This is a genomic window from Streptomyces sp. NPDC023541, from assembly GCF_055559995.1.
Genome location: NZ_JBVHJO010000023.1, coordinates 35,918 through 58,501, shown reverse-complemented (window position 1 = coordinate 58,501; position 22,584 = coordinate 35,918). Strand labels below are relative to the sequence as shown.

The 22,584-nt window shown below is 73.7% G+C and carries 17 protein-coding genes and 1 pseudogene; 13 read left to right on the top strand and 5 right to left on the bottom strand.

The window, feature by feature from the left end:
• Positions 1-29: 29 nt before the first annotated feature.
• Complete coding sequence (locus ACZ3X1_RS34120) at positions 30-272, bottom strand: hypothetical protein (RefSeq protein WP_467283019.1); 243 nt, start codon at positions 270-272, stop codon at positions 30-32.
• Positions 273-475: 203 nt separating this feature from the next.
• Between ACZ3X1_RS34120 and ACZ3X1_RS34115 the strand changes: the two are divergent.
• Both ACZ3X1_RS34115 and mmuM read left to right on the top strand, forming a co-directional pair.
• Positions 476-1,398: pseudogene (locus ACZ3X1_RS34115) on the top strand (LLM class F420-dependent oxidoreductase).
• Between the two features lie 311 nt (positions 1,399-1,709).
• Complete coding sequence (gene mmuM, locus ACZ3X1_RS34110) at positions 1,710-2,630, top strand: homocysteine S-methyltransferase (RefSeq protein WP_467282976.1); 921 nt, start codon at positions 1,710-1,712, stop codon at positions 2,628-2,630.
• Here the strand turns inward: mmuM and ACZ3X1_RS34105 are convergent.
• Positions 2,627-2,818 (bottom strand): excalibur calcium-binding domain-containing protein, encoded by a 192-nt coding sequence (locus tag ACZ3X1_RS34105; protein WP_467282974.1) that lies wholly within the window; start codon positions 2,816-2,818, stop codon positions 2,627-2,629. The genes mmuM and ACZ3X1_RS34105 overlap by 4 nt on opposite strands.
• Positions 2,819-2,982: 164 nt before the next feature.
• Between ACZ3X1_RS34105 and ACZ3X1_RS34100 the strand changes: the two genes are divergently transcribed.
• The 7 genes from ACZ3X1_RS34100 to ACZ3X1_RS34070 all read left to right on the top strand — a co-directional run bounded on the left by ACZ3X1_RS34100 (position 2,983) and on the right by ACZ3X1_RS34070 (position 13,492).
• Positions 2,983-4,536, top strand: coding sequence for a 3' terminal RNA ribose 2'-O-methyltransferase Hen1 (locus ACZ3X1_RS34100; RefSeq protein WP_467282972.1), 1,554 nt, complete (start codon positions 2,983-2,985; stop codon positions 4,534-4,536).
• On the top strand, positions 4,533-7,124 hold the full coding sequence (locus ACZ3X1_RS34095; protein ID WP_467282970.1) for a polynucleotide kinase-phosphatase: 2,592 nt from the start codon (positions 4,533-4,535) through the stop codon (positions 7,122-7,124). The genes ACZ3X1_RS34100 and ACZ3X1_RS34095 overlap by 4 nt, the downstream gene beginning before the upstream one ends.
• Positions 7,125-7,315: 191 nt before the next feature.
• Complete coding sequence (locus ACZ3X1_RS34090) at positions 7,316-7,822, top strand: hypothetical protein (RefSeq protein ID WP_362634003.1); 507 nt, start codon at positions 7,316-7,318, stop codon at positions 7,820-7,822.
• Between the two features lie 46 nt (positions 7,823-7,868).
• Positions 7,869-9,095, top strand: coding sequence for an arginine deiminase (locus ACZ3X1_RS34085; protein WP_356811717.1), 1,227 nt, complete (start codon positions 7,869-7,871; stop codon positions 9,093-9,095).
• Positions 9,096-9,220: 125 nt separating this feature from the next.
• Positions 9,221-10,240, top strand: a complete 1,020-nt coding sequence (gene argF / locus ACZ3X1_RS34080; protein ID WP_467282967.1) for an ornithine carbamoyltransferase — start codon at positions 9,221-9,223, stop codon at positions 10,238-10,240.
• 164 nt (positions 10,241-10,404) lie between these two features.
• Positions 10,405-11,232, top strand: a complete 828-nt coding sequence (locus ACZ3X1_RS34075; protein ID WP_356811715.1) for an enoyl-CoA hydratase family protein — start codon at positions 10,405-10,407, stop codon at positions 11,230-11,232.
• Positions 11,233-11,236: 4 nt separating this feature from the next.
• Complete coding sequence (locus tag ACZ3X1_RS34070) at positions 11,237-13,492, top strand: bifunctional salicylyl-CoA 5-hydroxylase/oxidoreductase (protein ID WP_467282965.1); 2,256 nt, start codon at positions 11,237-11,239, stop codon at positions 13,490-13,492.
• 6 nt (positions 13,493-13,498) lie between these two features.
• Here ACZ3X1_RS34070 and ACZ3X1_RS34065 read toward each other — a convergent pair whose 3' ends face one another.
• Genes ACZ3X1_RS34065 through ACZ3X1_RS34055 form a run of 3 tightly spaced genes read right to left on the bottom strand, consistent with a single transcriptional unit; the run spans position 13,499 to position 16,855 of the window.
• Positions 13,499-14,338, bottom strand: coding sequence for a GNAT family N-acetyltransferase (locus ACZ3X1_RS34065; RefSeq protein ID WP_467282963.1), 840 nt, complete (start codon positions 14,336-14,338; stop codon positions 13,499-13,501).
• A 41-nt stretch (positions 14,339-14,379) separates the two neighbouring features.
• A complete protein-coding gene (locus tag ACZ3X1_RS34060; protein ID WP_467282961.1) occupies positions 14,380-15,192 on the bottom strand; it encodes a PaaX family transcriptional regulator in 813 nt (270 codons plus the stop codon).
• Between the two features lie 4 nt (positions 15,193-15,196).
• Positions 15,197-16,855, bottom strand: coding sequence for an AMP-binding protein (locus tag ACZ3X1_RS34055; protein ID WP_467282959.1), 1,659 nt, complete (start codon positions 16,853-16,855; stop codon positions 15,197-15,199).
• A gap of 148 nt (positions 16,856-17,003) precedes the next feature.
• Between ACZ3X1_RS34055 and ACZ3X1_RS34050 the strand changes: the two genes are divergently transcribed.
• The 4 genes from ACZ3X1_RS34050 to ACZ3X1_RS34035 all read left to right on the top strand — a co-directional run bounded on the left by ACZ3X1_RS34050 (position 17,004) and on the right by ACZ3X1_RS34035 (position 22,529).
• Positions 17,004-18,182 (top strand): acyl-CoA dehydrogenase family protein, encoded by a 1,179-nt coding sequence (locus tag ACZ3X1_RS34050; RefSeq protein WP_467282957.1) that lies wholly within the window; start codon positions 17,004-17,006, stop codon positions 18,180-18,182.
• The gene (locus ACZ3X1_RS34045; RefSeq protein WP_356811709.1) at positions 18,179-18,577 is read left to right on the top strand and encodes a RidA family protein; all 399 of its coding nucleotides are present in this window, start codon (positions 18,179-18,181) and stop codon (positions 18,575-18,577) included. Before ACZ3X1_RS34050 ends, ACZ3X1_RS34045 begins: the two co-directional genes overlap by 4 nt.
• 1,077 nt (positions 18,578-19,654) lie before the next feature.
• Entirely contained in the window at positions 19,655-21,397 is a 1,743-nt protein-coding gene (locus tag ACZ3X1_RS34040; RefSeq protein ID WP_467282954.1) for an enoyl-CoA hydratase-related protein, read from the top strand.
• A gap of 76 nt (positions 21,398-21,473) precedes the next feature.
• Entirely contained in the window at positions 21,474-22,529 is a 1,056-nt protein-coding gene (locus tag ACZ3X1_RS34035) for an NADH-quinone oxidoreductase subunit B family protein (RefSeq protein ID WP_391708452.1), read from the top strand.
• The last annotated feature ends 55 nt before the right edge of the window (positions 22,530-22,584 follow it).

The window sequence follows — 22,584 nt, the reverse complement described above, 5'->3', positions numbered from 1 at the left end:
GTCCCGCCGTGCGCGACGGACCCGCACGGTCAGGAGGACCGGTGGGACGGGCGCTCGCCCTCGGTGGTGCCGCCCGTGGAGGACTGGAGATCGGCGTCGAGCTGCGAGAGGTCGGCGTTGAGTGCCGCCATCAGCTCCTCCATCTGCTGCAAGAGACCCCTCGGTGCGCCGGCGTTCTGGTCGGGCACAGTGGACTCCGGCTGTGCGTCGTGTGCTGCCTGTCCGGTCCAGCCGGTCTGTCGGGGGGTCTGCGGCACGGCCTCGTGGGACATGGCGGCCTCCTCGGCCCTGGCCCTTCCGAGGGGGAAGGGGGCGGTGGACGCACCGGCGAGAGACCGCCGGCACGCGGGCCGGGCGGTCCGGCTCCGTCCGAGCAAACGACCCCCCTCCGGGCTGGTCACTGGAGGCTCCGGGCGCCGACACGTCAGGTTGACGCAGATTCACCCTGGCGGGGCGCGGCGGGCAGGATGGGGTTATGGATCTTCGCATTTTCACCGAGCCCCAGCAGGGTGCGAGCTACGACACCCTCCTGACCGTCGCCAAGGCCACCGAGGACCTGGGCTTCGATGCGTTCTTCCGCTCCGACCACTACGTGCGGATGGGCACCGCCGACGGACTGCCCGGCCCCACCGACGCCTGGATCACCCTCGCCGGCCTGGCCCGTGAGACCAGGCGGATCCGCCTCGGCACCCTGATGACGGCCGGTACCTTCCGGCTGCCCGGCGTCCTCGCCATCCAGGTGGCGCAGGTCGACCAGATGTCCGGCGGCCGCATCGAACTGGGGCTGGGCGCCGGCTGGTTCGAGGAGGAGCACAAGGCCTACGGGTCCCCTTCCCGGCGGACCGGATGTCACGGCTGGAGGAGCAGCTCGCCATCGTCACCGGCCTGTGGGCCACCGCGCCCGGCGCCACCTTCGACTACGCGGGTGACCACTACCGGGTGGAGAACTCGCCCGCGCTCCCCAAGCCCGTCCAGGCCAGGATCCCCGTCCTCGTCGGCGGCCACGGAGCCAAGCGCACCCCCCGGCTCGCCGCACGGTACGCCGACGAGTTCAACATGCCGTTCGCGTCGATCGCGGACAGCGCGCGGCAGTTCGGCCGGGTCCGGGAGGCGGCCGACCAGGCCGGCCGCGGACCCGACGACCTCGTCTACTCCAACGCCCTCGTGGTGTGCGTGGGCAAGGACGACGCCGAGGTGGCCCGCCGGGCCGCCGCCATCGGCCGGGACGTCGACGAGCTCAAGGCCAACGGCCTGGCCGGCTCCCCGGCCGAGGTCGTGGAAAAGATCGGCGCCTACGCCGCCACCGGCTCCTCCCGCGTCTACCTCCAGCTGCTCGACCTCGACGACCTCGACCACCTGGAGCTCATCTCCGCCCAGGTGCTCTCACAGCTCCGCTAAGGGCTGTCCCGTGATCCCCGGCGGGCGCACGACGACAGCCACGGCACCTCGCCGCGTTGTCGGAACGCCCGGATACGCCCAGTATCAGCACGCTCCTCCGCCTTGCGATGCACCGCGTCTGACGCCGTGCGCTGATCCACCGGGGATTACGGGACAGCCCTTAGTCGGGTCGGCAGAGACCCGTCTCGTCGGTCGCCGACGCTCCGCGTCGGTTCCCTCCTCCGCCTTGCGACCGCAGGCAGCAGACCCCGCCGACCACCGCCCCGCGGGCGGTCGGCGCCACTTCGAGCACACTCCCCAGGGGGACACCCATGCCGCGCGCGACCGGCCCGCTCGCCGAAGCACTGGCCCACCGGACCGTCGTCCTGGACGGCGGGCTCAGCAACCAGCTCGCCGCCCAGGGCTGCGACCTCACGGGAGGCCTCTGGACCGCCCGCGTCCTCGACGAGCGGCCGGTCCAGATCGAGGCCGCCCACACGGCGTACGCGCGGGCCGGCGCCGAGGTGCTGATCACCGCGAGCTACCAGGTCGGCTACGAGGCCTTCGCCGCCCGCGGCCATGACCGCGACGCGACCACCGCCCTGCTGCACCGCAGTGTCGCGCTCGCCGCCCGGGCGGCCGAGGCCGCCGACCACGACGTGTGGGTGGCCGCCTCGGTCGGCCCGTACGGAGCGGTGCTCGCGGACGGCTCCGAGTACCGCGGCCGGTACGGCCTGAGCGTGCGCGAACTCGCGGCGTTCCACCGCCCCCGCATCGAGGCCCTGCTCGCCGCGGGCCCCGACGTACTGGCCGTGGAGACCCTCCCCGACCCGGACGAGGCCGAGGCCGTGCTCACCGTGCTCGCCGAGACCGGCGCCCCGGCCTGGCTGAGCTACACCGTGGCCGGGGGCCGCACCCGTTCGGGACACCCGCTGCCCGAAGCCTTCGCGCTCGCCGCAGGGGCCCCGCAGGTCATCGCGCTCGGCGTCAACTGCTGCGACCCCGCCGAGGTCCTCCCGGCCCTCCGGGCGGCGGCCGCCGCCACCGCCAAACCCCTGCTGGCCTACCCCAACGACGGCTCCGTCTGGGAGGCGGCCACCGGCACCTGGCGGGCCCCCGCGACCATGCCCCCGTGGCCCACGACCGCCTGGCGCCGCACCGGGGCCCGCCTCGTCGGCGGCTGCTGCCGCATCGGCCCCGACCACATCGCGGACCTGGCCCGAGGGACCGGCGGGCCCGGCCGCGTCGGCTAACGCTCGAAGCCGACGCCGACGCCGACGCCGACGCCGACGCCGACGCCGACGCCGTCGAGGTGCCGGCCGTACCCGGGGTCTCCACGGCGGATGGGGGCCGCGCCGGCCGCCCCCACGGGCGGAAGGACGACGAGCGCCGTGATGATCAGGGCGGGGTGCTGCCACCAGCGGCGCGGAGGTTCGGGCACGGGCATCGGTGCGGGGGCGCAGGCATGAGGGGGCGGGTAGATGGCGCTCCCGGAGGCTGTGCAGGGTGCGGAGCGCGCGAGCTTATCCAGGAGGTTGAAGATCGTACTTGTTTTCACTCGAAATCCGTTGGCCCGAGCGTGATCCGACAGTCATGCTGAACCGCATGTTCCTTACGATCACCACCACCGGGGCCGCCGAGAATCCGGCGACTGACCTGGGCTTTCTCCTGCACAAACACCCGGATCGGGTCCGCGTGGAGAACCAGTCCCACGGCACCGCCCACGTGTTCTACCCCGAGGCCACGGCCGAGCGGTGCACGGCGGCCCTGTTGCTGGAGGTGGACCCCGTCGCGCTCGTCCGCCGCGGGAAGGGCAAGGGCCGCGGCGGAGCACCCGACGCCGCGCTCGCGCAGTACGTCAACGACCGGCCGTACGCCGCGTCCTCGCTGCTCGCCGTGGCGCTCAGCGGGGTGTTCCGCACCGCCCTGAAGGGTCAGTGCGTCCTGCGCCCCGAACTCCCCGACCAGGCGCGCCCGCTGCGCGTGGAGATCCCCGTCCTCCCCGCGCGCGGCGGCGCCGCCATGGTGCACAGGCTGTTCGACCCGCTCGGCTGGGACCTCGTACGGGCCGAGGCCGTACCGCTCGACGAGCAGTTCCCCGAGTGGGGGGAATCCCGCTACGTACGCCTCGTACTGGAGGGTGAGCTGCGCCTCGCCGACGCCCTGCGGCAGCTCTACGTGCTCCTGCCGGTCCTCGACGACGCCAAGCACTACTGGATCGCCTCCGACGAGGTCGACAAGCTGCTGCGCGCCGGAGAGGGCTGGCTCGCCGCGCACCCGGAGCACGCGCTGATCAGCTCCCGCTACCTGGCCCGCCACAAGCGGCTGACCCAGGAAGCCGTCGAGCGGCTGGAGCTGGTGCGCCTCGCCGAGTCCGACGGCAGCGAGGTCGAGGAGCTCGACAACGCCGTCGACGAGACCCGCGACACGCAAGAGCGGCCCGTACCGCTCGCCGTGCAGCGGCGCGACGCGATCCTTGCCGCCCTGCGCGCCGCCGGCGCCCAGCGGGTGCTCGACCTCGGCTGCGGACAGGGGCAGTTGCTGCAGGCGCTGCTGGGGGACCCCGCGTACACCGAGATCGTCGGCATGGACGTCTCCGTGCGGGCCCTGACCGTCGCCGCCCGTCGGCTGCGGCTGGAGCGGATGGGCGAGCGGCAGAGCTCGCGCGTCACCCTGCTCCAGGGCTCGCTCGCCTACACCGACAAGCGGCTGGCCGGCTACGACGCGGCCGTGCTCAGCGAGGTCGTCGAACACCTGGACCTGGAGCGGCTGCCCGCGCTGGAGTACGCCGTGTTCGGCTCGGCCCGTCCCCGCACGGTTCTCGTCACCACCCCGAACGTCGAGTACAACGTCCGCTGGGAGACCCTCCCGGCCGGGCACGTCCGGCACGGCGACCACCGCTTCGAGTGGACCCGCGAGGAGTTCCGCGCCTGGGCCGGGCAGGTCGCCGCGCGCTTCGGCTACGCGGTCGCGTACGTCCCCGTGGGCGACGACGACCCCGAGGTCGGGCCGCCGACCCAGATGGCCGTCTTCACCCAGGACGCCGCCACCGAGACCCGCGACAAGACCGACAAGACCGACAAGACTGACAGTACCGACAGCACCGACAGCACCGACAGCACCACCACCGACACCCCGAAGGAGGGCGAGGCGGCATGACCGGCACCGAGACCCCCGAGGCCACCCGGAGCACGAGGGCCCCCCGGCCCCGGACCCTTCCCGTCACCGACCTGTCCCTCGTCGTCCTGATCGGGGCCACCGGCTCGGGCAAGTCCACCTTCGCCCGCAAGCACTTCAAGCCCACCGAGGTCATCTCCTCCGACTACTGCCGCGGCCTGGTGTCCGACGACGAGAACGACCAGGGCGCGAGCCGGGACGCCTTCGACGTCCTGCACTACATCGCCGGCAAGCGCCTCGCCGCCGGCCGCCTGACCGTCGTCGACGCGACCAGCGTCCAGGCCGACGCCCGCCGGCAGCTGGTCCAGCTCGCCCGCGAGCACGACGTCCTGCCCATCGCCATCGTCCTGGACATGCCCGAGCAGGTCTGCGCCGAACGCAACGCGGCCCGCCCCGACCGGGCCGGCCTGCCCCGCGCGGTCATCCAGCGGCACCGCCGCGACCTGCGGCGCTCCCTGCGCGGCCTGGAGCGCGAGGGCTTCCGCAAGGTGCACGTGCTGCGTTCCGTCGAGGAGGCCGAGACCGCCGAGGTCGTCCTGGAGAAGCGGTTCAACGACCTCACCCACCTCACCGGACCCTTCGACATCGTCGGTGACATCCACGGCTGTTCCTCCGAGCTGGAGACCCTGCTCGCCAAGCTCGGCTACGAGGACGGCGTCCACCCCGAGGGCCGCACGGCCGTGTTCGTCGGCGACCTCGTCGACCGCGGCCCCGACAGCCCGGGCGTCCTGCGCCGCGTGATGGGCATGGTCAAGTCCGGCAACGCCCTGTGCGTGCCCGGGAACCACGAGAACAAGCTCGGCCGTCACCTCAAGGGCTCCAAGGTCCAGCAGACCCACGGCCTCGCCGAGACGATCGAGCAGCTCTCCCACGAGCCGCAGGAGTTCGTCGAGGAGGTGCGGGAGTTCATCCGCGGCCTCGTCAGCCACTACGTCCTCGACGGCGGGAAGCTGGTGGTCTGCCACGCAGGCCTGCCCGAGAAGTACCACGGCCGCACTTCCGGCCGGGTCCGCTCGCACGCCCTGTACGGGGAGACCACCGGCGAGACCGACGAGTTCGGCCTGCCCGTGCGCTACCCGTGGGCCGAGGACTACCGCGGCAAGGCCGTCGTGGTCTACGGCCACACCCCCGTCCCGAACACCGCCTGGATCAACAACACCATCTGCCTCGACACAGGCGCCGTCTTCGGCGGCCGGATGACCGCCCTGCGCTGGCCCGAGCGCGAACTGGTCGACGTACCGGCCGAGAAGGTCTGGTACGAGCCGGTCAAGCCGCTCGTCACCGAGGTGCCGGGCGGGCACGACGGACGTCCGCTGGACCTGGCCGACGTGCACGGGCGCCGGGTCGTCGAGACCCGGCACCTGGGCAACGTGGGCGTCCGCGAGGAGAACGCGGCCGCTGCCCTGGAGGTCATGAGCCGCTTCGCCGTCGACCCGCGGCTGGTCCCGTACCTGCCGCCGACCATGGCGCCGACCGCGACCTCCCGCGAGGAGGGCTACCTGGAGCACCCGGCCGAGGCCTTCGACCAGTACCGCAAGGACGGCATCACACAGGTGGTGTGCGAGGAGAAGCACATGGGCTCCCGCGCCACCGTCCTGCTCTGCAGGGACGCCGACGCCGCCCGCGAGCGGTTCGGCGTCGACGGCCCGACCGGTTCCGTCTACACGCGCACCGGGCGGCCCTTCTTCCGCGACCCAGAGGTCACCGAGGAGGTGCTGGCGCGGCTGCGCGCGGCCGTCACCGGTGCCGGGGTGTGGGATGAACTGGGCACCGACTGGCTGCTGTTCGACGGGGAACTCCTGCCCTGGTCGCTGAAGTCGGGCGGCCTGCTGCGCAACCAGTACGCCGCCGTGGGCGCCGCCTCGCGCGCCGTGTTCCCCGGCGCCATCGCAGCCCTGGAGGCGGCGGCCGCCCGCGGCGCCGACACCGGCGCCCTGCTGGAGCGCCAGCGCGGCCGGGCCGCCGACGCGGCGGCGTTCACCGAGGCCTACCGCCGCTACTGCTGGACCACCGACGGGCTGGACGGCGTACGGTTCGCGCCGTTCCAGCTGCTGGCCGCGGCAGGGCGGCAGCTGGCCGCCGTACCCCACGACCAGCAGCTGGCCTGGCTTGACCGGCTGGTCGCGGCCGACGATCCGGGCACCCCGGGCGGCACGGGCCTGCTGCGCCGCACCGGCCGGATCCTGGTCGACACCGGGGACGAGGACTCCGTGCGGGCCGGCACCGACTGGTGGCTGGAGCTGACGGCCGCCGGCGGTGAGGGCATGGTCGTCAAGCCGCTCCAGGCCTACGCCCGGGACGGCAAGGGCCGGCTGGTCCAGCCGGGGGTCAAGGTGCGCGGACGGGAGTACCTGCGGATCATCTACGGCCCGGAGTACACGCGTCCGGACCAGCTGGAGCGGCTGCGGGACCGGTTCCTGGGACACAAGCGCTCGCTCGCCCTGCGGGAGTACGCGCTCGGGTTGGAGGCGCTGGACCGGCTGGCGGCCGAGGAGCCGCTGTGGCGGGTCCACGAGCCGGTCTTCGCGGTGCTGGCGCTGGAGTCGGAGCCGGTCGACCCACGGCTGTGACCGCGGCGACGCCGGCGGCCGGTTGCAGGGCCGCGTGAAGGAAGACGTAAAGGCGAAGCCCCCGTACGGCCCTGAATTAGGTCGTATGGGGGAACTTTCGTGGAGAACGCCGGGGAAACCACCGGCGGGATCGTTCATCCAGGGCAGCGGAATGACCGCCAGCCTGGAAGGACGGAACATCACCTATGAAGATGACCGCGCGCGGAAGCATTGCGGCGCTCCTGACCTGTATGGCCGCGGCCGGTGTGGCCACCCCGGCCGTCGCCGACGGGGTGCCGGTGGGTGTCCCGCTCGAGGGTGTGGAGACCACGACGGGCCTGGACGTGCCGCGGATCGCCACCGCGGTGCCGCTGCCGGTCGTCGGAGCGCCCGAGGCTCCCCGCATGCACAAGGGGGACATGCTCCCCTCGCCGCTGCTCCCGGCGGTCCCGGTCGCCACGGAGCTCGGCGAGACCCTGGTCACCTCCCCGCTGCCGAACCTGGCGGGCCGTCCGGAGACGGACGGAGAGGGGTCCTTGGAGTCGCCCGCCACCACCGTCCGCACCCGTACCCCGGGCGCGGTCGTCGGCTCCCCGCTCACGATGCCGGACGGCTCCAACTTCGGCCTGCCGAACCTGACCACGCCCAAGCTGGGTCTCCTCGCGCCGGAAGTCACGGGAGCGCCGGAGGCACTTCTCGGTGTCGCCCTGCCCCGCTGAGCCGACGCCACCTCAAAAGGCCGCCCGGTCTGCGAACGTGTACGGCATGGGATTCCATGTCGACTCCGAGACCGGGCGGCTTCGCCGCGTCATCCTCCACCGGCCCGACCTGGAGCTGAAGCGGCTCACACCCGGCAACAAGGACGCGCTCCTCTTCGACGACGTGCTGTGGGTGCGCAGGGCCCGCCAGGAGCACGACGGCTTCGCGGACGTGCTGCGGGACCGGGGCGTGGAGGTCCACCTCTTCGGGGACCTGCTGTGCGAGGTCCTGGACGTCCCGGAGGCCAGGCGGCTCGTCCTGGACCGGGTGTTCGACGAGAAGGAGTACGGGCCGCTCGCCATCGACCACCTGCGGTCGGTCTTCGACGGGCTGGCCTCGGCGGACCTGGCGGAGGCGCTGGTCGGCGGGATGACCAAGCGGGAGTTCCTGGAACGGCACGCCGAGCCCGTGTCGGTGCGCTTCCATGCCCTGGACCTGGACGACTTCCTGCTCGGGCCGCTGCCCAACCACCTCTTCACCCGCGACACCTCCGCCTGGATCTACGACGGGGTGTCCATCAACGCGATGCGCTGGCCCGCCCGGCAGCGCGAGACCGTGCACTTCGAGGCGATCTACCGCCACCACCCGCTCTTCACCACCTCCGGCGCCTTCCACTACTGGTCGCAGGGGCAGGCGGACTACCCCTCGACGATCGAGGGCGGGGACGTCCTCGTCATCGGCAACGGCGCGGTGCTGATCGGGATGAGCGAGCGGACCACGCCGCAAGCGGTGGAGATGCTGGCGCGAGGTCTGTTCGCCGCCGGTTCGGCGACCTCCATCGTGGCCCTCGACATGCCGAAGCGCCGGGCCTTCATGCACCTGGACACCGTGATGACGATGGTCGACGGAGATACGTTCACTCAGTACGAGGGGCTCGGCATGCTCCCCTCCTACACGATCGAGCCGGGCGACGGCGCCACCGAGCTGAAGGTGACCGACCATCCGGCCGAGCACATGCACCTGGCCATCGCCGCGGCGCTGTCGCTCGACTCGATCCGGGTGCTGACCGCGACCCAGGACGTGCACTCGGCACAGCGCGAGCAGTGGGACGACGGGTGCAACGTGCTCGCCGTCGAGCCGGGCGTGGTGGTCGCCTACGAGCGGAACGTGACCACCAACACGCACCTGCGCAAGCAGGGCATCGAGGTGATCGAGATCCCGGGCAGCGAGCTGGGGCGGGGCCGGGGCGGGCCGCGCTGCATGAGCTGCCCGGTGGAGCGGGACCCCGTCTGAGCAGGTCCTGCGGGGCGGAGTGGGGAAAAGGTCACACGCGCGGGACACCCGCAGGTCTGTATATCAATACAGTGCGTCGTATAGACTTCCAGTATCCCCTGTCACCGTGACGCTGGAGCGACCCCATGGCCCCCGACCTCAAAGGCCGCAGTTTTCTCAAGGAGCTCGACTTCTCGGCCGCCGAGTTCCGCGGCCTCATTGAGCTCGCCGCCGATCTGAAGGCGGCCAAGAAGGCCGGGATCGAGCAGCGTCTGCTTCGAGGCAGGAACATCGCGCTGATCTTCGAGAAGACCTCGACGCGCACCCGCTGCGCCTTCGAGGTCGCCGCCGCGGACCAGGGCGCCCACACCGTCTACCTCGACCCGACGGGCTCGCAGATGGGGCACAAGGAGTCGGTCCGGGACACCGCCCGGGTGCTGGGCCGGATGTTCGACGGCATCGAGTACCGGGGGGACAGCCAGGCGGCCGTCGAGGAGCTCGCCGCGCACTCCGGCGTCCCCGTCTTCAACGGGCTGACCGACGACTGGCACCCCACCCAGATGCTGGCCGACGTCCTCACCATGACCGAGCACAGCGCCAAGCCGCTGCACCGGATCTCCTTCGCGTACCTCGGCGACGCCCGCTTCAACATGGGCAACTCCTACCTTGTGACCGGCGCGCTGCTGGGCATGGACGTCCGCATCGTCGCGCCCAGGAGCTACTGGCCCGCCGAGCACGTGGTGGCCGAGGCGCGCAGGCTCGCGGCGGACAGCGGTGCGCGGATCACCCTGACCGAGGAGGTCGACGCGGGGGTCGCCCAGGCCGACTTCGTGGTCACCGACGTCTGGGTGTCCATGGGGGAGCCCAAGGAGGTCTGGGACGAGCGGATCGCGGCCCTGGCGCCGTACGCCGTCACCATGGACGTGCTGCGGGCCACCGGGAACCCGGACGTGAAGTTCATGCACTGCCTGCCGGCCTTCCATGACCTGGGCACCAAGGTGGCCCGGGAGATCCACGAGCGGCACGGGCTCGACTCGCTGGAGGTGAGGGACGAGGTCTTCGAGTCGGAGCACTCCGTCGTCTTCGACGAGGCCGAGAACCGGCTGCACACCGTCAAGGCCGTGCTCGTCGCCACCCTCGGCCGTCCCGGCCCGAATGACGCATAGTCGTACGAGGCCGGTCGGCGCCGGGCGCCGCGTTCACGCGTCGGCCGGGTGCATCCGCCGCGAGGGAGGCGGGGGCCTTCGGCAGGTGGGGCCGGCCGGCGGCAGGTCCCCCATGTGTAGCGCTTCTCTGACGGTGGTCACGATCTGGTGATAACGTCGATCGGGTGAGCCCCTTCACCGGTTCCACTCCAGCGACCGAACGGTGGCACCACCTCCGCCTCACCCGGCAGGACGGCGTCGCCACCGTCACCTTCGACCGCCCCGAAAAGATCAACGCACTCACCTTCGGCGCCTACGCCGACCTGCGCGATCTGCTCGCCGAACTGTCCCGCGAACGCTCCGTGCGCGCCCTCGTCCTGGGGGGCGAGGGCCGCGGCTTCTGCTCCGGCGGAGACGTCGACGAGATCATCGGCGCCACCCTCGCCATGGACACCGCCCAGCTCCTCGACTTCAACCGGATGACCGGCCAAGTGGTCCGCGCGATCCGCGAATGCCCCTTCCCGGTGATCGCCGCCGTGCACGGCGTGGCCGCCGGCGCCGGCGCCGTCCTGGCGCTCGCCGCCGACTTCCGGATCGCCGACCCCACCGCCCGCTTCGCCTTCCTCTTCACCCGCGTCGGCCTCTCCGGCGGCGACATGGGCGCCGCCTACCTGTTGCCCCGCGTCGTCGGCCTCGGCCACGCCACCCGACTGCTGATGCTCGGCGAGCCCGTCCACGCCGCCGAGGCCGAGCGGATCGGCCTGCTCAGCGAGCTCGCCGACGAGGGCAAGGCCCACGTGCGGGCCGCCGAACTCGCCGCCCGCCTCGCCGCGGGCCCCTCCCTCGCCCACGCGCAGACCAAGGCGCTGCTCACCGCCGAACTCGACATGCCGCTGGCGGCGTCGGTCGAGCTCGACGCCGCCACCCAGGCCCTGCTCATGAACGGCCAGGACTACGCGGAGTTCCACGCGGCCTTCACCGGGAAACGGCAGCCGGAGTGGAAGGGCAGGTAACGCCATGCCGCACGGCAGCGCATTGCGGGTCGCCGTCGTCGGCGGCGGACCGGGAGGGCTGTACGCCGCCGCGCTGCTGGCCCGCCGGGGCCACACCGTGGAGGTGTGGGAACGCAACGCCCCGGACGACACCTTCGGCTTCGGCGTGGTCCTCTCCGACGAGACCCTCGGCGGCGTCGAACGCGCCGACAGCGTCGTCCATACCGCCCTGAGCAGGGAATTCGTGCGCTGGGACGACGTTGACGTGGTGCACCGCGGACGGCTGCTGACCTCCGGCGGCCACGGCTTCGCCGCCATCGGACGGCGCCGGCTGCTGGAGATCCTGCACGAGCGCTGCGTCGGACTCGGCGTCCGGCTCCGCTTCCGCACCGAAGCCCCGGACGTCACCCGGCTGCGTACCACCCACGACCTGGTCGTCGCGGCGGACGGAGTGCACAGCGCGATCCGCGAGGCGGACGCCGCCCACTACCGGCCCACGCTGACCGCCGGCCGCTGCCGCTACATCTGGCTCGCCGCCGACTTCGCCTTCGAAGCCTTCCGCTTCGAGATCGCGGAGACCGAGCACGGAGTCATGCAGCTGCACGCCTACCCGTACGCCGCGGACGCGTCCACCGTCATCGTCGAGATGCGCGAGGAGGTCTGGCGGGCTGCGGGCCTCGACCTCTGCGACGAGGACGAATCGGCGGCCCGCTGCGCCAAGATCTTCAGCGAGGCCCTGCGCGGCCGCCCGCTGCACGGTAACCGCTCCACCTGGACGCAGTTCCGCACCGTCGTCAACGAGCACTGGTCCCACGGCAACGTGGCGCTCGTCGGCGACGCCGCGCACACCGCCCACTTCTCCATCGGCTCCGGCACCAAACTCGCGGTGGAGGACGCCCTCGCCCTCGCCGAAGCCGTCGACGCGGCCGGAGGGGACGTACCGGCCGCTCTCGCCGCGTACGAGACGGCCCGCCGCCCGGCGGTCGCCAGCACCCAGCGGGCCGCGGCCGCCAGCAGCCGGTGGTTCGAGGAACTCGCCGGATACGTCGACCAGCCCGCCCGTCAGTTCGCCTTCAACCTCCTCACCCGCAGCCGCCGCGTCACGCACGACAACCTGCGGCTGCGCGACGAGCGCTTCACCCGCGCCGTCGAACGGGACTTCGGCTGCCCGGACGAGACCACCCCGCCCATGTTCACCCCGCTCACCCTGCGCGGCCTGACCCTGCGCAACCGGGTCGTCGTCTCTCCCATGGACATGTACTCGGCCGAGGAGGGCGTGCCCGGCGACTTCCACCTCGTCCACCTCGGCGCGCGGGCCCTCGGCGGGGCCGGCCTGGTGATGACCGAGATGGTCTGCGTCAGCGAAGAGGGCCGCATCACCCCCGGCTGCGCCGGCCTCTACACCCAGGAGCAGGCCGCCGCCTGGCGGCGCATCGCCGACTTCGTCCACACCTCGGCGCCCGGCGCCGCACTCGGCGTCCAGCTCGGCCACGCGGGCCGCAAGGGCTCCACCAAGGTGATGTGGGAAGGCATGGACGACCCCCTGCCGGACGGCAACTGGCCGCTGGTGGCCGCCTCGGCCCTGCCCTACCGGCCGGGCGTCTCGGCGCTCCCGCGCGCCCTGGGACGGGCGGACCTGGCCGCACTGCGCTCCGACTTCGCGGCGGCCGCCGTCCGCGCCGCGGACTGCGGCTTCGACCTCCTCGAACTGCACTGCGCCCACGGCTACCTGCTCTCCGGCTTCCTCTCGCCGCTGACCAACCACCGCGACGACGCCTACGGCGGCTCCCTGGAGAACCGCCTGCGCTTCCCGCTGGAGGTCTTCGACGCCGTCCGCGCCGTCTGGCCCGGGGACCGGCCCATGACCGTGCGCCTGTCGGCCACCGACTGGGCACCGGGCGGCACCTCACCGGAGGAGGCGGTGGAGATCGCCGCCGCGTTCGCCGCCCACGGCGCGGACGCCATCGACGTCTCCACCGGCCAGGTCGTCGCGGACGAGGCCCCCGAATACGGCCGCTCGTACCAGACCCCGTACGCCGACCGGATCCGCAACGCGCTCGGCGTCCCCGTCATCGCCGTCGGGGCCATCTCCTCCTGGGACGACGTCAACTCCCTGCTGCTGGCGGGCCGCGCCGACCTGTGCGCCCTCGGCCGCCCCCACCTCTACGACCCCCACTGGACCCTGCACGCGGCCGCCGACCAGTCCTACGAAGGCCCGGCCGCCCCCTGGCCGACGCCGTACCGCGCCGGCAGCCGCAAACCCCCCACGGGCCGCGGCTGACGCCGGTCAGGCCGCCTCGATCCGGGCGCGGTCCTCCACCGGCACGTAACCCAACCGCAGGTAGAGCCCGTTGCTCGTCGGATTGGCGAGGTCGGTGAAGAGGACGACCTCCGAGGCTCCTGCCGCGTACGCCGCCCCGCTCACCGCGTGCGTGACCCCGGCGGCGTACCCGCGGCCCCGGAGCCCGGGCGGGGTGTACACCGGCCCGACACGGGAGGCGGAGCCGATCGGACGGGAGAAGGCGGCCAGCGAGACGGGGACACCGCAGTCCTCCCACAGCCGGAGGCCCCCGTACGAGAGCCGGTCGCGCACGAGCGCCTCGCAAGCCCCGGCCGGTATCTCCAGCTCGGTGTGGAACGCCTCCATCCACTCGACCAGCAGGGGCACGTCCTCCTCGGACGCCGCCCGCGCCCGGCCGGCCGGGAAGGGCAGCGGTGCGACCAGGCCGGCCAGCCGGTACAGCCGGAGCTCCTCGGCGACGACGGTTGGCTGGCCCCAGGCCGCCGCCAGTGCCTCGGCATCCGGGCGGCGGGCGTTGATCCCCGGGAGCCCGGCCAGCAGCGGCTCGGTGGCGAGCGCGTCGGCCAGCGCGCGCACCGCCTCCCCGGGCAGCGCTCCGAGCTGCAGCGGGTGCGGTGGAGTGCACACCAGAGCGCCGGAGACGACACCGTCGGGCCCGGTCCACCAGCCGAAGACGGGGGACTCGGGGCCGAAGGTGTGCAGCCCGCGCCGCTCCAGCGCGTCGGCGACGCTCAGCAACAGGGTGTTGGATACGGGCTGCGCGGCCACGGCCGGGCCCGCCGAGGCCCGGTAGGCGGCCAGATCGGTGGTGAAGGTCCAGGTCATGGCTCATCCTGGCGCGACGGCCCGGCCGCCCGCACGTCATTTCACGCGGGCGCCTGCAGTTCCACGAACCGCGCCCCGATGTCCCGCAGACGGGCGTGGAGCTCCGCGAAGACGGCCGCCGCCCGGTCGCCCGGCCAGCCCGCCGGGAGCAGCTCGCGCGGCAGGCCCGGGTCGGCGTACGGCAGACGGCGCCAGCTGTCCAGCGCGAGGAGGTAGCCGCGGTACGCCTCCTGCGGTGTCGGCCGATGGCCCGACTGGAGGGCGCGCAGGGCCGGTTCGTGCAGGTCGAGGAACTCCTCGTGCTGTTTGGCCAGCGCCGCCAGGTCCCACCAGCGGGCCACCGCCTCGGCGGCCGGGGCGAAGCCCAGGTGATCGCCGCGGAACAGCTCCACATACGGCGTCAGGTGCAGCCGCTCCAGCGTGTGAGCGGTCTCCTCCGCCAGCCGGGCCGGCGCGATCCACACGCCCGGCGCCACCGCGCCGAAGCCGAGCCCGGCCAGCCGGGAGCGCAGCAGGTGCCGTTTGCTCCGCTCCTGCTCCGGTACGGAGAACACCGCCACCAGCCATTCGTCCGACGGCTGCGGGCCGCCGTAGATCCGGCGGTCACCGTCGTCCAGCAGCCGGCGCGCCTCGCCGGACAGCTTGTACGCCGCCGCGCCGTCCGCCGCCCGCGCGGGCAGCAGGAAGCCGCGCCGCTTCAGCCGGGACACCGACGAGCGGACCGACGGGGCGTCCACGCCGGCCGCGCCCAGCAGGCGGACCAGCGCGGACACCGGGACCGGGCCCCCGAAGGCCCGCCCGTAGGCTCCGTAGAACGTGACGATCAGGGATCGCGGAGTGTGCTGCTCGACCACGGCTTCACTCTAGGGCGTCTCGCCGACCGGGCCGGGTTTCCTGATCGCGCAGCCGGAAGCGCTGGAGCTTGCCCGTGGCCGTCCGGGGGAGCGCGGGGAGGAAGACGAAGGAGCGCGGGCACTTGTGCGGGGCCAGTTCCGCCCGCATGAACGTGCGCAGGGCGTCCTCGGTCAGGACCACGCCCTCACGGACGACGGTGTACGCCACGACGACCTGCCCGCGTCGCTCGTCCGGGCGGCCCACGACCGCGGCCTCCACCACGTCCGGGTGGCGCAGCAGGGCCTCCTCGACCTCCGGGCCCGCGATGTTGTAGCCCGCCGAGACGATCATGTCGTCGGCGCGGGCGACGTAGCGGAAGTAGCCCTCGGCATCGCGCACGTAGGTGTCGCCGGTCAGGTTCCAGCCGCCCTGCACGTACTCCGCCTGCCGGGGATCGGCCAGATAGCGGCAGCCCACCGGGCCGCGCACGGCCAGCAGCCCCGGCACGCCGTCCGCGACCGGCCGTCCGGCCCGGTCCACCACCCGGGCCTCCCAGCCGGGCACCACCCTGCCGGTCGTGCCGGGCCGGATGTCCTCGTCGGCGGCGGAGATGAAGATGTGCAGCAGCTCGGTCGCCCCGATGCCGTTGACGATCCGCAGGCCGGTGCGGTCATACCAGGCCCGCCAGGTGGCGGCGGGCAGGTTCTCCCCGGCCGAGACGCAGCGGCGCAGCGCCGACAGGTCGTACATGCCCACGTCGTACGGGCCGAGGGCGTCCAGCATCGTCCGGTAGGCGGTGGGCGCGGTGAACAGCACCGTCACCCGGTGCTCCGCGAGCGCGGGCAGCAGCCGGCGCGGCACCGCGTCCTCCAGCAGCAGCGCGCACGCGCCGGCGCGCAGCGGGAAGACGACGAGCCCGCCGAGGCCGAAGGTGAAGCCGAGCGGAGGACTGCCCGCGAACACGTCGTCGGGGCGGGGCAGCAGCACGTGCCGGGAGAAGGTGTCGGCGACGGCGAGCAGGTCGCGGTGGAAGTGCATGCAGCCCTTGGGCCGGCCGGTGGTCCCGGAGGTGAAGGCGATCAGGGCGACGTCGTCGGCGGAGGTCGGGACGGCGGGGAAGGGCGCGTCGTGGCGCTCGGCCAGTCTCAGCAGGTCGTCCGGGGCACCGCCCCCGTAGGCGGTGATCCGCAGCCCCGGCACCTCGGCCTTCACCAGGTCGTCCAGCACGCCCGCATGGCACAGGGCGTGCCGGACCTGGGCCATCGCGCACACCGTCGCCAGCTCCTGCGCGCGCTGCTGGGGCAGGACGGTGACGGCGACCGCGCCCGCCTTCATCACCGCGAGCCAGCATGCGGCGAGCCAGGGGCCGGTGGGCCCGCGCAGGAGCACCCGGTTGCCGGGCACGACGCCGAGGTCGGCGGTGAGGACGTGGGCGAGGCGGTCGACGCGGTCGCGCAGTCCGCCGTACGTCCACACCTCGCCGGCGCCGTCACGGAAGGCCGGGCGGTCGGCGCCGGCGTCCCCGAACCGGGCGATGGTGGCGTCGAGCAGCTCGGCACCGCAGTTCAGCCGGTCGGGATAGGCCAGTTCGGGCAGATCGAAGAGGAGCTCCGGCCAGGCGTCCGCGGGTGGCAGATGGTCGCGGGCGAAGGTGTCGACGTGAGCGGAAGGCTTGAGGTCCAAGGCGGGTTCGCCCCCCTTGCAGCGGTCCGGAGTGGGGTGGGGCCGGCCGTGCGGTCGTTTCTCCCGGCGACCGCCGGGAGGTACTCCTTGGAGCGTATCGTGATGATGACGGCAGTCAACAGGACGCGATAGATGCGGGGATGTTCGGATGACCGGATTCGCGCTCGGTGTGGACCAGGAGGAGTGGTGCGGGCGGTTGCGCGCACTGTCGGCCGAACGGCTGAGGCCGCTGGCGGAGAAGGGGGAACCGGGCAGGGTCAACCGGCCGCTGCTGGCGGCGTTGGGTGAGCTGGGCCTGTTGGAGCGGGTGTTCGCCTCGGGCGCGCTGGAGCTGTGCCTGCTGCGGGAGTCCCTGGCCTACGGTTGCACGGAGGCCGAGACCGCGCTGGCCCTGCAGGGACTGGGGGCGTACCCGGTCCTGCGGGCGGGGAGCGAGGCGCAGCGGCAGCGGTGGCTGCCGCACGTGCGGGCAGGGCGGGCCGTGGCCGCGTTCGCACTCAGCGAGCCGGGGGCGGGCTCGGACGCGGCGGCGCTGGCGCTGGCCGCGGAGCGCGATCCGGCGGGCGGCGCCGCCGGCGCCGCCGGGGCCGCCGGGGGCGGGGGCGGGTGGCGGCTCAGCGGCGAGAAGTGCTGGATCTCCAACGCACCCGAGGCGGATTTCTACACCGTGTTCGCCCGTACGGGTGAAGGGCCGGGTGCGAAGGGGGTGTCGGCCTTCCTGGTCCCCGCGGACCGAGAGGGCCTCAGCGGCGAGCCGCTGGACATGCTGTCCCCGCACCCCATCGGATCCCTCCGTTTCGACGGGGTCCCGGTCGGCCCGGAGGACCTGCTCGGCGAGCCCGGACGGGGCTTCCGCGTCGCCATGGACACCCTGAACCTCTTCCGGCCCAGCGTCGGCGCGTTCGCGGTGGGCATGGCCCGGGCCGCACTGGACGCGACGCTAGCCCACACGGCCGGGCGGACCGCGTTCGGCGGAACGCTGAGCGACCTCCAGGCGGTGGCGCACCGGGTGGCCGAGATGGCCACCCGTACGGAGGCGGCACGGCTGCTGGTGTACGCGGCGGCGGGGGCGTACGACCGGGGCGCGGCCGACGTGCCGAGGCGGGCGGCGATGGCGAAGCTGCTGGCCACGGAGACGGCCCAGTACGTGGTGGACCACGCGGTCCAGCTGCACGGGGCGGTCGCCCTGCGGCGCGGGCACCTGCTGGAACACCTCTACCGGGAGGTGCGGGCGCCGCGGATCTACGAGGGGGCGAGCGAGGTGCAGCGCACGATCATCGCGAAGGAGCTGTACGGGGCGTTGGAGGGGGAGGTGTCCGGGCAGTGAGCCTTGAGCGGATCAACCCGGCGGAGTTGTCGCCGGCGACGGGTTTCTCGCACGCGGTGGTGGCGACGGGCTCGCGGCTGGTGTTCCTGGCGGGCCAGACCGCGCTGGACGGCGCCGGCAAGGTGGTGGGGGAGACCCTGCCGGAGCAGTTCGAGACGGCCCTGGCCAACCTCTTGTCGGCCCTGGCCGCGTCGGGCGGTGCCCCGGCGGACCTGGCGCGGGTGACGGTGTACGCGGTCGACGTGGCCGCGTACCGGGTGCACGCGGCCGAACTGGGCCGGATCTGGCGGAGGCTGGCGGGCCGTGACTACCCGGCGATGGCGGTCGTGGGCGCGGTCCGCCTCTGGGACGAGGCGGCGCTGGTCGAACTGGACGGGCTGGCGGTCCTCCCGTAGGGGTCCGGCCCCCGCCGCCGGGTCCGGCGGGCCGGTCGGTGCCGGGGCCCTGCGGTTCGGCTGCGGCTGGCCGGTGGTGCTGGGGCGGTGCCCCGGGCCCTGCGGTTCGGTTGCGGGGGGTGGGTGGTGCTGGGGCGCTGCCCGGGCCCTGCGGTTTGGCTGGGGCTGGCCGGTGGGTGCCGTGGCCCTGCGGTTCGGCTGCGGGGGGTGGGTGGTGCTGGGGCGCTGCCCCGGGCCCCGCGCCTCAATCGCCGGCGGGGCTGGTGGTGTGGGGCGGTGCCCCGCCGGAGTGTCTCCTCGGCTCGGCGCCCGCGGGCATGTCGCGGCCAGGTGGGCAAGGTCGCGCCTCGTCCTGCGGGGACACTCCGCCGTGTCCCCGCCCCACGGCAGTCCGACAGTGCCCCGAAGACGCCCGGGCCGACTGGACGGTTCCCCGAAGCGGGGCCCGACGCGTGGGGAGCGGGGACGGGGAGGGGTGTCCCCGCAGGACGAGCGCGCAACCACCGAGTACAGCCGAGACACCCCGCACGCGCCGAGCCGAGGAGACACCCCTCCCCGGCCCCGCGGACCCGCCCCCACCGCGCCCGTATCCCGCCGCGCGGACCGGTCCCGGACCGCCCAGGATGGCTTCCGGAACCGGGCCCGACGCGTGGGGAGCGGGGGCGGGGAGGGGTGTCCCCGCAGGACGAGCGCGCGACCACCGGGTACAGCCGAGACACCCCGCGCGCGCCGAGCCGAGGAGACACCCCTGCCCGGCCCCGCGGACCGGCCCGCACCGCGCGGGAATCCCGGTCCGCGGACCGGCCCGACGCGTTGGGGACCCGCCCGCGCCGGGTGCGGATCCCGGCGCGGGGACCGGTCCGCAGGGCGATCCGGAGCCGCCCGCTCCCCCGGCGAGGGGATGGGCCGAGCGGGCGCCCCCGCTGCGCTTTCGAGTGACAACGCCGCACGGCCTCGGCCGCAGCCGCCCCGCCGTGGCCGAGCATCGCAGGCGGCCGGTCGTGCTCCGGTCACCAGCCGGCCGACCAGGCCGGGCACCGCGACCGCGGCGGCTCCGGGCCGCCGCCGGGAGACCACGTGTACATCCTGCTCGTCGCGAGCGCGTTCAACAGCCTCACCCAGCGAGTCCACGCCGAGCTGCGCGACCACGGCCACCGGGTGGCGGTCGAACTGGCCGCGCCCGACACCCCGCTGGCCGACACCGTACGCCGCCACCACCCCGACCTCGTCCTCGCGCCGATGCTGCGCACCGCCATCCCCGAGGACGTCTGGGCCGCGTACCCCTGCCTCGTCGTCCACCCGGGACCGGTCGGCGACCGCGGCCCCTCCTCCCTCGACCGCGCCGTCCAGGACGGCGAGACCCGATGGGGGGTCACGGTCCTGCAGGCCAACGCCGAGATGGACGCCGGGGACGTCTGGGCCACCGCCGACTGCCCGGTGCCACCCGTCGGCAAGAGCGACTTCTACCGCGGCGAGATCGCCGACGCCGCGCTGGAGGCCGTCCTGCTCGCCGTGGAGCGCTTCGCCTCCGGTACGTACGTCCCGCGCCCCCAGGAAGGCGGCCTGGCCCGGCCGCTGCTTCGCCAGGACGAGCGCCGCATCGACTGGTCGGCGGACAGCACCGAGCGCGTCCTGCGCGTCCTGCGCGCCGCCGACTCGCAGCCCGGCGTACGCGACCACCTGCTCGGCACGGACTGGTTCCTGCACGGCGGCCGCCGCGAGGACGACCTGCGCGGCCACCCCGGCGAACTGCTCGCCACCCGGGCCGGCGCCGTCTGCCGCGCCACGTCCGACGGGGCCGTCTGGATCCCGGAGCTGCGCGCCCCCCGCGCCCCGGACGCACCGCCCACGCCCAGGCTCCCCGCGACCCTCGCCCTCGCGGACCGGCTGCCCCCGCTGCCCGAACTCCCCGCCCCGCCCGACAGCGGCCCCTACCGCCCCGCCTGGTCCGACATCGGCTACCACGAAGAGGGCCGGACCGGCTTCCTGACGTTCTCCTTCCCCGGCGGCGCGATGAGCACCTCGCAGTGCCGCCGCCTGCTCGACGCCTACCGGACCGCCTGTGCCCGCCCCACCACCGTCCTCGTCCTGGGCGGCGGCCGCGACTTCTTCTCCAACGGCATCCACCTGGGCGTCATCGAGGCCGCCGACGACCCCGCCGAGGAGTCCTGGGCCAACATCAACGCCATGGACGACCTCGTCGAGGCCGTGCTCACCACCACCGACCGCCTCGTGGTCAGCGCCCTCGGCGGCAACGCCGCCGCCGGCGGCGCCATGCTGGCCCTCGCCGCCGACGAGGTCTGGTGCCGCTCCGGCGTCGTCCTGAACCCGCACTACCGCCTGATGGGGCTGTACGGCTCCGAGTACTGGACGTACACCCTGCCCCTGCGCGTCGGCTCCGGCCTGGCGGTGCGCCTCACCTCCGAGGCGCTGCCGCTGGGAGCCGCCGCCGCGCACCGGCTGGGGCTGGTCGACCGTACGGTCCCGTGCGCGCCCGGGGACTTCGCCGACGAGACGCAGCGCCTCGCGGTCCGGCTCGCCGCCCTGCCGGCCACCGCGTCCCGGACCGCCGCGAAGAAGGCCACCCGCGAGCTCCATGAAGGGCGCCGGCCGCTGGCCGCCTACCGGGCCGCCGAGCTGGCGCGGATGCGGCGGACCTTCTTCGATCCGGACGCCTCCTACCACGCCCTGCGCCGCGCCTTCGTGCGCAAGGAGCGCCCCGCGGCCACCCCGCCCCATCTCACCCGCTCCGCCGCGAACCGGCTCTGCGTCACTGGACTGGCCGTACCAGACGCGGCGCCGGGCCCCGGCAGCTGTTAGCAAGAAACGTGGGGCCGAGGCAGACCGCCTCCCCACCCCCTCCACACCCCTGATCCCCTCCCCGAGGAGGCAGCGCATGGCCGCAGTGACGAAGGACCCGGTCGAAGACCCCGTGATCCACATCCTCTGGATCAACGCGGGTCTGAGCTGCGACGGCGACTCCGTGTCCCTGACGGCGGCGATGCAGCCGAGCATCGAGGAGATCGTCACCGGCACCCTGCCCGGTCTCCCCAAGATCGCCGTGCACTGGCCCCTGATCGACTTCGAATGCGGCCCGGTCGGCGGCGCGGACACCTTCATCGAGTGGTTCTTCAAGGGCGAGCGCGGCGAGATCGACCCCTTCGTCCTGGTCGTCGAGGGCTCGATCCCCAACGAGTCGATCAAGCCCGAGGGCTACTGGTGCGGGTTCGGCGACGACCCGGCGACCGGCCAGCCCATCACCACCAGCGAGTGGATCGACCGGCTGGCCCCCAAGGCCCTCGCCGTCGTCGCCATCGGCACCTGCGCCACGTACGGCGGCATCCACGCCATGGAGGGCAACCCGACCGGTGCCATGGGCGTGCCCGACTACCTGGGCTGGGACTGGAAGTCGCAGGCCGGCATCCCCATCGTGTGCGTGCCGGGCTGCCCCATCCAGCCGGACAACTTCTCGGAGACCCTGACCTACCTGCTCTACCAGGCGGCGGGATCGGCCCCGATGATCCCCCTCGACGACAAGCTGCGCCCCACCTGGCTGTTCGGCGCGACCGTCCACGAGGGCTGCGACCGCGCCGGCTACTACGAGCAGGGCCAGTTCGCCCACACCTACGACTCCCCGAAGTGCCTGGTCAAGCTGGGTTGCTGGGGCCCCGTCGTGAAGTGCAACGTCCCCAAGCGCGGCTGGATGAACGGCATCGGCGGCTGCCCCAACGTCGGCGGCATCTGCATCGCCTGCACCATGCCCGGCTTCCCCGACAAGTTCATGCCCTTCATGGACGAACCCCCCGGCGCGAAGGTCTCCACCACCGCCAGCGGGGCGTACGGGGCGCTGGTCCGCAAGCTGCGGTCGGTCACCGCCCACACCGTGGACGAGGAGCCGAAGTGGCGGCGGACCGGCCGCAGCCTGACCACGGGCTACCGCCCGCCCTGGTGACGGCCCCGCTCCTCCCACACCCCGGCAGACACGCCCCGAACGCACCGAACGCACC